This window comes from Dorea sp. AF24-7LB, assembly GCF_003478575.1.
Lineage (GTDB): Bacteria > Bacillota > Clostridia > Lachnospirales > Lachnospiraceae > Dorea_D > Dorea_D hominis.
In genome coordinates, this window is the sequence record NZ_QUFR01000007.1 from 116177 (window position 1) to 130881 (window position 14705).

Here is a 14705-nt window from a genome sequence, read left to right on the forward strand (position 1 = left end):
TCACCGCCTTTACAATGATTCTCTGAGACTCTTATAAATCTCTCCAGAGAAAATACCCAGCACCTGACGCTTCATTTCATCGTTCGACAACAGCATCGAGAAGAAGTCTTGATTCTGCGATAATCCCTCGATGAGTGCATCGTCGATATCATCAAAATAAGAGAACTCGAAATCTTGCTGTGTATTATTTTTAGCACTGGTCTTGAGTTTGTCTGATTTCATCAGGATATCTTTAATCTGCAGCATAGCCTTTACAACAACATCATTATCATAGTTCTTGCCGGTTCTGCTGTTTATCTCATCAATAATTTCAGACAGTCTCTTTTCCTTATCCTCTGTAAGTCCAAAATGCTCCGCTGTTGGAAGTTTCATTACCGGCTTTGCAACAAGATCAGAAGAAACATGTTCTTCTCCTTTTTTCTGAACAAACTGAGATGCCTTAATCTTACCATCCAGATTGAATCCACCGCCCGGATGCTTGATATTGATATAAGCTAACAGGTACGAGATGAAGTTGTACTTCTTATGCAAATCAGTGTCTTCAAAGCTGGAAACCTGAAGAAGGAACTCATAGTAGCGAACAAATCCACGCATATCCGCCACAGCCTGACGCTGGGTTTCATATTCATAATGTTCCAGCAGCTTCTTACTTTTCTGAAGGAAGAATGTCAATCTCTGCTTCTGCTTTCCTGTCACTTTCTGTGAATAGAGAATATCATTCGCAGCTTCAATATCTGCCGGGTCAAACAGAGCATAGGCATCGATAGTCGCTTCCAAATCATAAATGGCATTTGGCGTTACCGAATTTGCCAACAGTGTAGTTGTGTAGTACGGAGCAAACGCTGCTTTGATATCTTCATATGTATTTACGAAGTCCAGTACAAAGGTCTTCTTATCATACGGAGCACAGATACGATTCAATCTGGAAAGAGTCTGAACAGCATTTACACCCTTTAACTTTTTCAGCACATACATCGCACACAGCTTTGGCTGGTCAAAACCGGTCTGATATTTGTTTGCTACCAAAAGCACCTGATAGTTATCTGTATCGAATTCTTTTGTTAGTCTATCCTCTGGGAATCCGTTGATAGATGCTTCGGTATACTCTTTATCGTCATCCGGAAGTTTTACTTTTCCAGAAAACGCAACAAGCGCATGAATTCCATCATAACCTTTCTTAGTGATGTACTCCTCAAAAGCCTGACGATATTTCACAGCTCCCTGTCTTGAGGCTGTGATAACCATTGCCTTAGCCTGTCCGCCGAGTTCCTGCATTACTGTTGTACGGAAATGCTCAACAATTACCTCAACACGCTGTGCGATATTGGTTTCGTGTAGTTCTATGAAACGAGCAATCTGTCTCTTAGCAGCATTTGTTTTACAACGAGGGTCATCTTCGATTTCCTTGTTAAGCTGATAGAAGGTTGAATACTCTGTATAGTTCTGGAGAACATCAAGAATAAATCCTTCTTCGATAGCCTGCTTCATTGAGTAAACATGGAATGCTTCTCTCTGTCCATGCTTATTCAAGCGTCCAAACAACTGAATTGTCGTCGGTTTAGGTGTTGCTGTGAACGCAAAAATCGATACATTGGCCTGCTTACCGTTTCTCTTGATTTCACTGGAAATCATGTCTTCAACATCTGCCTCAGTCTGGTCACCAGAACCAAGAGACATTGTAACTGCTGCCATATCTTTACCAGCGGTAGACGAATGCGCCTCATCGATGATTACAGCAAAGCTCTTATTTCCAAGTCCCTTTACGCTATCCACGATATAAGGGAACTTTTGTATTGTCGTTGCAATTATCTTTGTATTACCGTTCAATGCAATCGCAAGGTCAGCAGAGTTGCACTTATCATCCATAACACGAATCAGTCCAGCCTTATGCTCCATTCCCATGATTGCTTTCTGGAGCTGGCGGTCAACAACAATTCGGTCAGTTACAATGATAATATTATCAAAGATAATCTTGTTCTCTGCATCATGAAGAGAAGTCAAACGGTGTGCCAGCCATGCGATTGAATTTGTTTTACCGGAACCAGCACTATGCTGAATCAGATAATTCTGGGCAGTACGATTTTCTCTAACATCAGCGAGTACTTTTCGGATGACATCAAGCTGATGGTAACGAGGGAAAATCAAATTTTCAGAACGCTTGATTTTTCCGGTTTTATCATCAACTTTTTCTTTTGTCTCAACAAAAATAAACTTGCTGATTAAATCCAGAATCGTATCCTTTGTCAGGATATCTTCCCACATATAGGATACGCTATATTTATCTTCGAATACCGGATTACCAGCACCTGCAGTTACGCCCTCTCCGTTACCCATATTGAATGGAAGGAAGAACGTTGCATCACCTGCAAGTTTTGTCGTCATATATACTTCTTCCAAATCCATTGCAAAGTTTACAAGAGTACCTGCTTTGAACATAAAAAGACGGGTCTTAGGACTACGGTCAGTTCTGAACTGGTAAATCGCATCCTGATAAGACTGACCTGCTGCGTTACACTTCAACTCGAATGCAATGATAGCTAATCCATTCAGGAAGATAACAACATCGATTCGTTCCTTATCACTGGCCCACACTTCCTCCATTGCAGAGAAAATATTCTGACCATACTTTCTGGTCAAGTCAGGATTGAATGTAGTTGCTGGTTTTGTATACATCAGTTCCAGCTTCTGATTGGAAATCTCGATTCCGTGCTTCAACACATCCAGAAGGCTGCCACGGACCTTTGTTGCTTCTGCATTGATAAAGCTTACAATGGTCTCTTCCAAATCAGCTTTATATATTTTTCTCAAGTATTCCATCGTTTCGTGCTGTGTATCCTCTAGAAACTTGAAAAGCATCTCTCGGTCAACTGCAAAATAGCGGTCAAAGTTGCTAGCCTTACGAATGACGTAACCATTGTCCTTTTCCAATCTTTCAAGGATGAATTTCTGATATTCTTTTTCGGAAAGAATTGATGCATGATGCAGAAGATTCTTGCTGTATGCAGCAGCTCGTTTTGCAACATTCTCTGCATGCTTTTCCGCATCCACGCTCGTAATATCAATTATCGTTTTATCATCCATTAATTATCCCTCCTTACTCACTTTTCAGCCGTTTGATTAGTTGACGTGCAAAAAGCAAAGCAATCTGGTCGCAACTATATTTGGATGAGTCAATCGCTTGTATATCTGCTATAGATGGATACTTTTCTTGTAACTGCGAAACCGTAATATTGTGCAAAATTGGCAGAATCAGCTTTTGACCGTTTCTATTCTGTCGGTTTAAAAACTCATTCAATTCACGCTCGGTCCATTCTCGATCAAAGAAATTTTCCGAAATAACAATAATTGCAAACTCTGCTTTTTTCGTACCGTTCAGAATGCGATCCTTCCAATTATCTCCCCACTCCAAAGACTCTTTATCATAGAAAATCTCAATTCCAAGTTTGTTTAATGACTGATATAATTCTTCAATCAAATCTTCTTTGTCCTTATTAGCATGAGAAATAAAAACATCAAATTCAGGCAAGGTTTTTGCCTGATACTTTGGCACACTAACCATTGAAATTCCGTTCATTTTATTTATAAAATCTTGATCCTTACTGATACTCTCCAAACATCCAACGAGATTTTTGTAAGCGTCCAGATCTCTATGAAACAGGATTGTTTTCATACGGTTACCTAATGAATGTTCTTTAAGATAATTATTGTAAAAAATTTCTACATCATTGATCCATACTTCACTCGGGCGATTATATTCATTTATATCAGTACCGATTGCCGCTGCATTAATTGGGCTTTTAATAGAATGAGTCCTTTCTAGCAGATTATTAAGTTGTTCTTCAAAAGTAGCCATTAGACAACCTCCTTCTTGCCGGTTACATATTCGAATATTAGAGAGCGCTTATATGCATCGAGAACAGACATCTGCTCTTTCTTCTGCTCAATAATTGCGTCTACTTCTGTGACCTTGTTTTCCAGATAGTCCGCCATAGCTACCTGTTCGTCATATGGCGGTTCAAAAACCATAAGCCGAGAAAACTCGGAATAGTTCAGTCCCTGACGGACACCGTTTCCCATGTTATAGAATACCTTCATAACATCGTATGCGTGAAGAAGAAAATGGAAGTACCTCGAATCGACCTGTTTGAGCGGACAAAGGTCAATATATGCCGAAGTGATTATGCCATGTTCCTTCACAAGCCCAGTTCGTAGACTGCGTTTATCGTTCTGCAAATCGGTGGGGCGGATGATAATGTCGCCTGCTTCAACGATGTTGTAGGTATTAAAGCTCTCTGGCAATAATCCATCGTTGGTGTTGATGTCCTTTCGGATAACTCTACCATAACTCAGCGACAGAAGATTATCCTCTTTGCCCAGCCGATTCTTGTTTTTGCGTTCACCGTAGTAGGAATAAACAGGATGAACCGACCAGTGCGCCGGAATTTCTCCAACCCACTGAATCCCACTGTCCTTCATCTCCGCATTCGAGTTCAGTCCTTTTGTGACGGTTTCGTTGATAACAGACCGCTTGTACTGCTCCAGTGTGTCGATCTGGGTTTGGATGTCGGCGGTCAGCGCATCAATTTCAGCACATTTTGCATCAAGGAAATTTGCAATATCGATTTGTGTTTCCTTTGGTGGAATAAGAACAATAACATTATCTAATGCGCTTGATGGCAAGTCCCACTGTCCTACTCGGATGCCGCCTGATAATCTCATAAATTCATTCTTATAGCACCCTCTAATTAAATAATGAAAATAACGCTTTACAAAGGCATCATCAGTGAAGTTATAAACATAATATGCTGGACTTACTATTCCTTCATAATCAGAAACTGCGACAGAGCCCTGCCACGCTTTCATTTTATTTACAACAAAATCGCCTATCTGTACGTATTTATATTTACTTGTATCTTCAGAGGTCACATTATGATTGTCATCTCTACTATCCTTTGGTATTATGCCTAATTCTCTATACAGAGATAGCACGACCATATTGCCCGGATTCTTAGGTTCATTCCTTCTGAGATGGTATTTCAATTTATTAGTATTCCAATCTGCTGGAATGTTGCCTAACCACCTAGCGCCCGAATACTTCATGTCTTTCATTCTCTCACCACCTTACTGAAACAGTTGTGAGATTTTCTCACTGACAACTTGTTCTAAGTCAAAGAATTTGTGAGCAAGTACATCACTTGCTTCAGGAGTCTGATATTTATAGAAGCATCTTGTAAAAGTAATCTCTGCACCCGTTTTTATCACTGGTTTTTTAGCTCCAAGGTTTTCCTCAAAGAAAGCTGATGCATCCGGAATGTGAGGCAGCACTTCACGTGCCATGTATTCTTCTATAGTTTCATCATACTTAACAATTTCTACATCTTTTGTTTCCTTGTCAAATATAACATTTCCCTTCTTATCCCTTTGGACTTCGGCATGTTTATCCATGACAGATAAACCGTCAGCAATTTTCTCCAGCAACTTCTTTTCAGTAGTTACATTTTCTAAAACCTTTGAGAGAACAGGCATAAATGATTTCAGAGAATCGTATTTTTCTCCAGAAACTTCTGCATGTAAAGCATCAATAATAGCCTCATATACTGGTTTGTTATTTCGCATTGCCTCAAGTTTCTTCAAGTCTTTACCTGTTAATTCTTCAGAATTTTCCCAATCATCTACTTTAGACTGGTCATACAAGTTTGATAACGTACCCTTTGATATCATTGCTTCGATGCTTTCTAATGTAATAGAATAGCTACGTTGCATCGGCTGCATAACTACATACTCTCGATAAATAAATTCTGTATTTCTATAAATCTTGCTAAACTCGTTTTCAGAGAAATCAGCATATAATTTTGTTATGTAACTACGGTCCTCTGGTGAAATTTCGTTTTTCTTATCTCCCAATGCTTTACGAAGTTTGTGAAAAAAGGAAGAAGCGTCGATTAACTGAATCTTACCTTTTCTTTCAGGACGCTTGTTTTTAGAAAGCACCCAGATATATGTTGCGATTCCCGTGTTATAGAACAGGTCAACAGGAAGAGCAATGATTGCTTCAATGTAATCATTCTCCAACATCCATCTTCTAATCTGACTTTCGCCGGACGCTGTTCCTCCTGCGAATAAAGGAGAACCATTTTCAATGATAGCTGCTCTACCAAAATTTTCGTCCATCTTATCAATAGCGGACTGAAGGAACAACATCTGCATATCGCCGGAACCCGGAAGTCCAGCACCCCATCGTCCATCCAATCCCTTTGCATATTCGTCATCAACTGCCTTTTCTACACCTTCAGCAGCATCTTTGCCGCCCCAAGGAGTACCAAAAGGAGGATTTTCAATTACGAAACGCATCTTTGTTCCTTCGAAGCGGTCTTTCTTCATAGTATCCTGATAGCAGATATTTTCTGCATTCTGTCCTTTGATAAGCATCTCTGCAAGACAGATAGCATAAGATTCCGGATTGATTTCCTGCCCAAAAAGGCGCACGTCTGCTGTCGGGTTATAACGCTTGATGAAGTTGTATCCCGTGGAAAGCATACCGCCGGTTCCGCACGCTTGGTCCAAAACTGTAATAACTTTTCCATCATCGAAAATATCGTCGCAGCCTTCAGCCAAAAGAATGTTTACCATCAACTTGATAATATCACGACCAGTATAGTGATCACCAGCCTCAGCATTTTCAGAGAATCTACGGATGAGGTCCTCGAAAATATATCCCATCTTTACGTTGTCGATAGTGCGGGGATTCAAATCCAGTTCAGAAAAGGCCTTGACAACACTGAGCAGTCGATTGTTCTTATCCATCTTGTCAATCTGCTTATAAAAGTCGAGACCTTTCTCTGCAGATACAATAATCTCCTGAACATTCAGTGAAAAACTCTGCAAATATGCTTTGAAGTTTGCAGCCAAATGGTCTGCATCGTTAATCAATTCTGCCAGTGTAAATTCACTGGTATTGTAAAACTGGAATCCAGAAATACGATACATTGCCTTTGCCGGATAGTTCGGGTTCGCTTTGAACTGTGCCACCACCTTGTCCTTGGTCGGTTCCAGTGCACATTCAAAACGTCTGATGATAACCATAGGAATGATTACATCCTTGTATTTATCACTCTGGTATGTACCACGCAGTTTATTTGCAATTGACCAGATAAAATTGACCTCTGTTGATACATCGATAGGGCTATCGTCCCACATTGCATCAATTGTCTGTTTTTCTGCCATTATATTTTCCTCCAATCAGACTAAGAGCTTCTTAGTCGATGTATATTTTATATTTTTAGGTGTCCAAAAATCAGGACTCAGTCCTCGATTCCCATCATCATCTTATAGTGCTGTTCCTGATGCATGGCAGTAAAAATCAACTCAAACACTTTTTTACACTGTTCCACATCACTGCCATCATCAATATAGTTGAAGCCATCACTTATAACAGCTGGACCGTCGTTCATATATGTGAGCATACTTGAAGCAAGGTTGTACCGGTCATAATTCGCCTTCTGTCCTTCCACTTCATCCACAAACAGTGGTTTATTTTGTTCTAAAACAATTTTATGAAGATCATTTCCTTCATAACCGCATATCTGAACAAAGTAGTATTCAAGAATATGACGGATTACATTCTTCACTGTATTCGCTGTTTTCAATTCTTTGTATTCATCCCACAAAGCGGCATAAGAGTTTTGAATTCATCCCAAGAAATAACGGTAACCTCTCTATCAAGTGGAGAGGCCCGGCATCATAAAGGAGTGACCACTTGCAAGTTTTTCCTTCCGATCATCAGTAAGTATTGCTTGAAGGGCCTGCTTAGGAACACTTGCTTTAACAAGATTTATGAATGCCGGAGCAGAATAAAGCATCTGTTCTATCTTTGAGAATGCCTCTTTCGCACCTTTTACGAGTGGTCGTGCTACATCTGGCATATCACTAAAGTATTTTGTCAAGTCATCACTATATTCAGAAGCAGCCATAATCTCTATGCCTTCTAGTGAAATATGCACCACATCATCCTCCATATGGAATCCCTCCTTACTTTGTCTTTATTATAGGTCTTGTAAATTTCGCGAATTAAGAAATCTTATACCTCTCAATTGTGCCGCATGGTTCCGCTATTTCCTTATCAAAAAGAACAATATTTCTGCCAACTTTCGACACTGTGCTTCCATAAATAATACCAGAATATCCAAGTGAGATATAATACTGCGCCATAGTCTGAAAGGGTGCGTACATTATCCCCTTATCAGCCGAATCATCTATAGATTCAAATATCTGCTCTGAAAGCAGTTTTGAATATGTATAAACAGCCCATTCTGTAAAGAGCCTTTTGAACTCAGTTACGTTTACATTATACTTTGGAATATACCCAAAGGTCTTAGCCGCTTTTATTCCTTTTTTTACTTGCGTTTGACCATAATCCTCTAAGTGTGAATTCAGTTCTTCATACAAAATATCATCGGCTATTGTCAAATCAACTAACTTTAATTCAAAACAACTATCATTAAAAGAAAAATGGCAGAACCCAAATTTATCCCCTACATGTGCTCTGCATTCAGCTTGCGCACATTGATGTATATCTGATTCATTTCCGAGCGCTAAATATAGCCATTCTACTCCCGGAGGACTAAATCGGTTATCTTTTTTTATAAACTCCTTTTTAGGAATAAAACGTTCATAATTAGGAACTTCTTTTTCACCTAAGATAGTGCCTCTACCAACTAAAAACCTTTCCAAATCTTTTATTTTTATTGTTTTATGGTCAATTCCTGAATGTTGATGAAACAAGTCATCATACACCTTCAAAAAAGTATAGCCTTTAGCTTTTTCAACTTCATCAAAAGTAAACACCCCCTTTGCTAAAGCATCTCGGAATTCTGACCAAGTTTTTCTTATTGTCTTTTCACTTTTTTTAATTTCACTAAAATCAAATATTTGACCCATGAAAGTTTCTCCTTCACTAACATCTATTCCACTGCCAAGTCTGCCCCTTAGTATCGAGTGGCCTAAACTGCGGTCGGCTCTGACAACAATCCTAGTGCCACAACCTCTGACATCTAATCCACAACCTAAACCCTACCTCTATTCTCCGGTTACTCAATCTTTCTCCGTTCAAACCGAAAAGTAGATATGTTTCCATATAATAAAACCGAGCTTTCCGCAAGGCTTCTTACGATGATACCAACCTTACAAAAAGCCCGGAAATACGCCATTTTTCAGCACTTATTTATCTTTCTTTGACAGCAAACAGACCGTCTCCACATGGTACGTATTCGGGAATAAATCTACGCAGGAGATCTTCTCCACCTTATATCCTCTACCCTGGATCATCTCCAGATCTCTGGCAAGGCTGGTCGGTTTACAGGCAATATATACAAGACGATCCACGCCGAAATTCAGGATCTTCATCAGTGCTTTTGGATTCACGCCGTCACGCGGTGGATCAAGCATAATAAGATCCGGCACTTCGCCCAGTTCATCAATCACTTTCAGCACATCACCTGCCCAGAATGTGCAGTTATCAAGGCCATTAAGCGCAGCATTTTCCTTCGCCGCTTCAACCGCTTCTTCCACAATCTCCACACCGACAACTTTTTTTGCTACCGGTGCAAGGATCTGCGCAATCGTTCCGGTTCCGCTATACAAGTCAAAGATAACCTTCTCATTGATATCTCCAATGTACTCTCTCGCTGTCTCATACAGCACTTCCGCTCCCAGCGAATTTGTCTGGAAGAACGAAAATGGAGTAATCTTGAATTTCAGCCCTAACAGTTCTTCATAGAAATAATCCTGTCCATAGAGCACTTCCGTTCCTTCATCTTTTACTACATCAGCAACACTGTCATTTTTTGTATGCAGGATACCTGCCATTTTACCATCGAGTTCCAATTCCAGAAGCTTTTTCACCCATGTATCCAGAAATGCCTGTGCATCTGTTTCCGTTGTCGTTACAAGATCTACTAAAATCTCTTCTGTTTTCACAGCTTTTCTTACAAGCAGATGGCGAAAATATCCGGTATGTCTCATGCGGTGATAATATAGAAGTCCCGACTCCCTTGCTGCCTCTAATGTACAGTCAAGAATCTTTCGGTAATCTTCGTCCACAATCTGGCAGTCTGTCACATTGACAATATCATGAAAACTGCCTCTTTTATGCATACCAAGTGCGATTGGTCCATCTTTATACTCATCTCCAAAAGAGAACTCCATCTTATTACGATATGCCTGTTTTACCGGGCTTGGTTTTACTCCCTCCCAGACATACTTGCCATTCACAGCTTCATCCATCATTTTCTTAATCTGTGACTCTTTCATTGCCAGTTGTTCTTCATATGGCAGATTCTGATATGTGCAACCACCACACTGTCCAAAATGTGGACAAACAGACGGAATCTCTTTCTCTGATGGCTTCAGCACTTCCAGCAGTCTTCCTTCTGCTTTCCCTTTGCGGATCTTATTTACTGAAAATCTGATCTTCTGTCCCGGCACTGTATTTTTCACGATCACGGTACGATCTTCTTCCGGCAGAAATACTTTTCCTTTATTTGGAAAATCTACCTCTTTTACGATTCCTTCCCAGACCTGTCCCTTTTTCATGTTTTCTATTCCTTCCTGTTTAAATAATACTTTTTTTGATTCATTCTATCTTCTTGATTTTCATCCCACAGGATTACTTCTGTTCTTTATATTTTGCGATCAGTATTGTTCCTGCTTTTTCTACCCTTATCTGGTCTACACTCTTCACATACTGATTAAACTGTGCGTATCCATAGTCATTGATCTTAAAATCTTTGTATTTCTCATAAATACGGTTGCCCAGTGTGCTCAACTCAATTCCCTTCTCTCCGGCATTCTTCACCAGATTCTGTACATACCGGTCAACAACCGTTTTCTTTCCATGATTTTCTTTCAGAGAAACTGCAACGAACTTACCTTTTTTTACAAGCTCCAGTTTCGGAAATTCTTCCAGAAATTTGGAAAGCATGTTGTATCCATAGCTTCGCACATCAAAATCCGGATGCAGGCTTACAAGGCGGCTTCCGACTTCGCCAAGTCCTGTCTGCTTATTGTTATCATCATTTTCCAGTATCATCTTCACAATGTCTTCTTCAATCTTCTCTTTGCTCAAACCTTCCCGTGGTGTCTCTGTTCTTCCCGGTTCCTGTTCATTTAACAGGTTTTCTAAAATAGTAAATTTATCACACGCCTTGCGAAACGGCTCCGGCGTTTTATTTTCACCCATACCGATCACATTCTTCCCACTTTCACGAAGTCTGCTTACCAGTCTTGTAAAATCACTGTCACTAGACACAATGCAGAATCCATCTACATCATTCGTGTACAAAATATCCATTGCATCAATGATCATTGCAGAGTCCGTTGCATTTTTCCCCTGTGTGTAACTGAACTGCTGGATCGGTGTGATGGAATTTTTCAAAAGTTCATCTTTCCAGCTTGAATGCTGTGTACTTGTCCAGTCTCCATAAATTCTCTTATAAGTAATATTGCCGTAACGCGCAAGCTCTGTCAAAATCGGTTTGATATATTTTGCAGATACGTTGTCCGCATCAATGAGTAATGCATAGCATTGTCCGTCCATATCTTAAGATCTCCTTATCCCGAAATTCGTTCTTATCTTTTCCCTGCTATAACGAAAAAACTTTTTCTCTCACTATAGCAAGAAAAAAAGCAGGCAAAAAACCTGCTTTTCTTTTACTTTTTTGTAAGACTTATACCTGATCTTCGTCATTGAAGAAATCATCATCGAAATCATCCTCAAAATCATCTTCAAAGTCTTCCAGATAATCTGGCGTAAAGAAGCAGTATACTGCATAGGCGATTCCTGCTACTGCTGCAATTGCACCTACGATTGCCAGTGCCCATAATACGTTCTTACACTGCTTATCTTCTTCCTTTTTATTCACCAGCTCGCTTAATTTGGTTGCTGCAATAAGTTCATCTACTCTACTCATGCTCCCACATCCTTTCTCGTGATCTCACGCGATTCAGTTATTGGTCTTATTATAACACTATCGTTTTCAGATTACTATCTTTTTATGTTAAATTTTCCGAAGTTTTGCAAACATTGCAAACATTTTTTTCGTACCTGCGCTGTCAAAATCAACTGTCACTTCGTAGTCTCTTCCGCCTTTCACAAGTGCCGTCACAGTTCCTTCCCCGAACTTGACATGCTGAACGCGATCGCCCACATCATAACCCGGTCCGTCTCCCTTTGGTGTGCCAAATTCTTTTGCAGGTTTCGCTGTGGAAAATGGATTCGATGCCGCAAATGGTTTTGTGTGAAATGCCTGTTTTGCCTGCATATAAGCACTTGCTTTCGCTAGTTCTTCCACTGGCGCTTCTTTCTTGAAAATACCGCCTGTACTTAAAAGTTCCATCGGAATCTCTTTTAAGAAACGGGATATTTTATTATACTGTGTCTCTCCGCGGATCATCCGTCTTCTTGCACAGGTTAATGTCAGTTCCTCCTCCGCTCTTGTAATTCCGACATAACAGAGTCTTCTCTCTTCTTCCAGTTCTTCCGGACTGTCTGCCGTAATTGTCATATAGCTTGGAAATATTCCATCTTCCAGTCCTGCTAGATATACGTGTGAAAATTCCAGACCTTTCGCGCTGTGAAGTGTCATGAGCACAACATAGTCAGTGTCTTCATCCAGACTGTCAATATCCGCAACCAGCGCAACCTCTTCCAGAAATCCATTCAACGTAGCCGGTTCGTTATTTTCTTCGCATGTTTCTTCATATGTCGCGATCTTGCTTCTAAGCTCGTCAATATTCTCAATTCGCGCTTCTGCTTCTTCCGGCCCCTCTGCCATAAGACTGTCAATATAACCTGTAACATCCAGAATCTCCTGCATCAGATCGGACAGCGTCATATCTTTTGCATCCACTTTGAAATGTTCAATCAGTGCAACAAAGGATTCTAATTTTGAAAGTCCTCTTCCAATATTCGGGATTGCATCTGCAGAAAGAAGTGCATCATAAAATCCGATATCATATGCTGCCGCATAATCCTGCACACGGTTAATGCTCGTGAGACCGATTCCACGTTTTGGCACATTGATCACACGACGGACAGCAAGATCATCTTTGCCATTGTCAATTGTCTTCAGATAGCACAGCAGATCTTTGATCTCACGTCTTGCATAGAAGTTGATTCCTCCGACGATCTTATATGGAATATTCGCTGTGACAAATTTCTCTTCAAATATACGCGACTGTGCATTCGTCCGGTATAAAATAGCATTATCATTATAAGTGCCATTTCCTCTATCTACCTGTTCTCGGATATCATCTACGATAAATTCTGCTTCATCATATGCGGTATCAAACTGACGGAAACGGATCTTATCGCCTTCGTCATTATCTGTCCACAATGTTTTGGCTTTTCTTCCCACATTGTTGCTGATCACAGCGTTCGCCGCATTCAGGATATTCTGTGTAGAACGATAATTCTGCTCCAGTTTGATCACTTTCGCATCTTCAAATACTTTTTCAAAGTTCAGAATATTTTTAATGTTCGCGCCACGGAACTTATAAATGGACTGGTCATCGTCTCCTACTACACAGAGATTTCTGTACTTTGCAGCAAGCAACCGGATCAGTTCAAACTGTACAGTATTCGTATCCTGATACTCATCTACCATCATATAACGGAAACGTTCTTGATAATATTCCAGAACATCTTTCTGCGTCTGGAAAAGCTGTACTGTCTTAAAAAGCAGATCGTCAAAATCCAACGCATTATTTGCGCGGAGCTGTTTCTCATATTCTTCGTAAACATCTGCAATTTTCCGCTGTGCAAAATCTCCACCCGCATTCAGCCGGAACTCTTCCGGTGTGATCAGTTCATTCTTCGCCTGGGAAACTGCACTCATAAGTGCACGCTCTCTGAAACGTTTTGTATCAATCTCCAGTAGCTTGCAGACATCTTTCATCAACGTCTTCTGATCATCTGTATCATAAATCGTAAAATTTGTATCATATCCCAGCAGTTCAATATGACGTCTGAGAATCCGCACACACATCGAATGAAAGGTACTTACCCAGATGCTTTCTGAACCGAATCCAACCAGCTGGTCAACTCTGTCCCGCATCTCACCTGCTGCCTTATTCGTAAATGTGATTGCCAGGATATTCCACGGATTTACGCCCTGTTCTTCGATCAGATATGCAATCCGATGAGTCAGCACTCTTGTTTTCCCGGAACCCGCACCGGCAAGAATAAGAAGTGGACCTTCCGTTTGAAATACGGCTTCTCTCTGTGGTTCATTTAATGTATCGTAAATACTCAAAGTTCTTAATTTCCTTTCTTGTCAGACATTGCTTTATGTTCTTTCAAAATCTCATCATGCAGTGAAACCGAATCCCATTCCTGATTAGAAGGTGTGAGAACTGCTTTTAACGGAACCTGCACTTTTTCTTTGCGCATCATAAATAGTGCTTTGTCGAGGGACGCTTCCGATGCCGGACATAAGATAAGCATCTCGTCTGTAAATGGCTCTTCGCCGTCCGTTTCTTCGCTCTTTGTCTCCGCATCTGTTTTGCCCTCTGCCAGTTCTCCTACCGGAATATGATATTCTTCCGGCAGAATATGACGCACTTTAAACCCGAGATAGCTGAAAATCATTCCGAGTTTTCTTCCTTTTTTCGTTCCTTTTAAATTGTAGCACAGTACCGTCTGTCTCATT

12 protein-coding genes are annotated in these 14705 nt (G+C 40.4%); all 12 read right to left on the reverse strand.

The features are described from left to right. Nucleotides 1–9: 9 nt before the first annotated feature. The gene (locus tag DWY31_RS08870) at nucleotides 10–3081 is read right to left on the reverse strand and encodes a type I restriction endonuclease subunit R (protein ID WP_199671962.1); all 3072 of its coding nucleotides are present in this window, start codon (nucleotides 3079–3081) and stop codon (nucleotides 10–12) included. Nucleotides 3082–3094: 13 nt separating this feature from the next. Continuing rightward, nucleotides 3095–3853 carry a toll/interleukin-1 receptor domain-containing protein gene (locus tag DWY31_RS08875; RefSeq protein WP_118520150.1) on the reverse strand — a complete coding sequence of 253 codons (759 nt, stop codon included), beginning with the start codon at nucleotides 3851–3853 and terminating at the stop codon, nucleotides 3095–3097. After that, the gene (locus tag DWY31_RS08880) at nucleotides 3853–5109 is read right to left on the reverse strand and encodes a restriction endonuclease subunit S (RefSeq protein WP_118520152.1); all 1257 of its coding nucleotides are present in this window, start codon (nucleotides 5107–5109) and stop codon (nucleotides 3853–3855) included. Before DWY31_RS08880 ends, DWY31_RS08875 begins: the two co-directional genes overlap by 1 nt. Before the next feature lie 12 nt (nucleotides 5110–5121). Next, complete coding sequence (locus DWY31_RS08885) at nucleotides 5122–7224, reverse strand: type I restriction-modification system subunit M (RefSeq protein ID WP_118520154.1); 2103 nt, start codon at nucleotides 7222–7224, stop codon at nucleotides 5122–5124. Between the two features lie 77 nt (nucleotides 7225–7301). After that, the gene (locus tag DWY31_RS08890; RefSeq protein WP_147364898.1) at nucleotides 7302–7646 is read right to left on the reverse strand and encodes a hypothetical protein; all 345 of its coding nucleotides are present in this window, start codon (nucleotides 7644–7646) and stop codon (nucleotides 7302–7304) included. Between the two features lie 72 nt (nucleotides 7647–7718). Next, a complete protein-coding gene (locus DWY31_RS08895) occupies nucleotides 7719–8015 on the reverse strand; it encodes a hypothetical protein (RefSeq protein WP_118520158.1) in 297 nt (98 codons plus the stop codon). A gap of 52 nt (nucleotides 8016–8067) precedes the next feature. Continuing rightward, nucleotides 8068–8937: an RES domain-containing protein gene (locus tag DWY31_RS08900; protein WP_118520160.1), complete on the reverse strand. Its 870-nt coding sequence runs from the start codon at nucleotides 8935–8937 to the stop codon at nucleotides 8068–8070. Between the two features lie 279 nt (nucleotides 8938–9216). After that, a complete protein-coding gene (rlmD, locus tag DWY31_RS08905; RefSeq protein WP_118520162.1) occupies nucleotides 9217–10590 on the reverse strand; it encodes a 23S rRNA (uracil(1939)-C(5))-methyltransferase RlmD in 1374 nt (457 codons plus the stop codon). Between the two features lie 73 nt (nucleotides 10591–10663). After that, nucleotides 10664–11593, reverse strand: coding sequence for an NYN domain-containing protein (locus DWY31_RS08910; RefSeq protein ID WP_021861443.1), 930 nt, complete (start codon nucleotides 11591–11593; stop codon nucleotides 10664–10666). Between the two features lie 130 nt (nucleotides 11594–11723). Further along, nucleotides 11724–11966 carry a hypothetical protein gene (locus DWY31_RS08915; protein ID WP_021861444.1) on the reverse strand — a complete coding sequence of 81 codons (243 nt, stop codon included), beginning with the start codon at nucleotides 11964–11966 and terminating at the stop codon, nucleotides 11724–11726. 87 nt (nucleotides 11967–12053) lie between these two features. Next, complete coding sequence (gene pcrA, locus DWY31_RS08920; protein WP_021861445.1) at nucleotides 12054–14309, reverse strand: DNA helicase PcrA; 2256 nt, start codon at nucleotides 14307–14309, stop codon at nucleotides 12054–12056. A gap of 5 nt (nucleotides 14310–14314) precedes the next feature. After that, nucleotides 14315–14704 carry a DUF3783 domain-containing protein gene (locus tag DWY31_RS08925; protein WP_021861446.1) on the reverse strand — a complete coding sequence of 130 codons (390 nt, stop codon included), beginning with the start codon at nucleotides 14702–14704 and terminating at the stop codon, nucleotides 14315–14317. Nucleotide 14705 lies beyond the last annotated feature (1 nt).

Bases quoted from the DNA above. Each gene is read 5' to 3' on its own strand.
- DWY31_RS08915 (WP_021861444.1), bottom strand. From the start codon at position 11,966: ATGAGTAGAGTAGATGAACTTATTGCAGCAACCAAATTAAGCGAGCTG.
- DWY31_RS08875 (WP_118520150.1), bottom strand. From the start codon at position 3,853: ATGGCTACTTTTGAAGAACAACTTAATAATCTGCTAGAAAGGACTCAT.
- DWY31_RS08880 (WP_118520152.1), bottom strand. From the start codon at position 5,109: ATGAAAGACATGAAGTATTCGGGCGCTAGGTGGTTAGGCAACATTCCA.
- DWY31_RS08885 (WP_118520154.1), bottom strand. From the start codon at position 7,224: ATGGCAGAAAAACAGACAATTGATGCAATGTGGGACGATAGCCCTATC.
- rlmD (WP_118520162.1), bottom strand. From the start codon at position 10,590: ATGAAAAAGGGACAGGTCTGGGAAGGAATCGTAAAAGAGGTAGATTTT.
- DWY31_RS08895 (WP_118520158.1), bottom strand. From the start codon at position 8,015: ATGGAGGATGATGTGGTGCATATTTCACTAGAAGGCATAGAGATTATG.
- DWY31_RS08900 (WP_118520160.1), bottom strand. From the start codon at position 8,937: ATGGGTCAAATATTTGATTTTAGTGAAATTAAAAAAAGTGAAAAGACA.
- DWY31_RS08870 (WP_199671962.1), bottom strand. From the start codon at position 3,081: ATGGATGATAAAACGATAATTGATATTACGAGCGTGGATGCGGAAAAG.
- DWY31_RS08925 (WP_021861446.1), bottom strand. From the start codon at position 14,704: ATGAGACAGACGGTACTGTGCTACAATTTAAAAGGAACGAAAAAAGGA.
- DWY31_RS08910 (WP_021861443.1), bottom strand. From the start codon at position 11,593: ATGGACGGACAATGCTATGCATTACTCATTGATGCGGACAACGTATCT.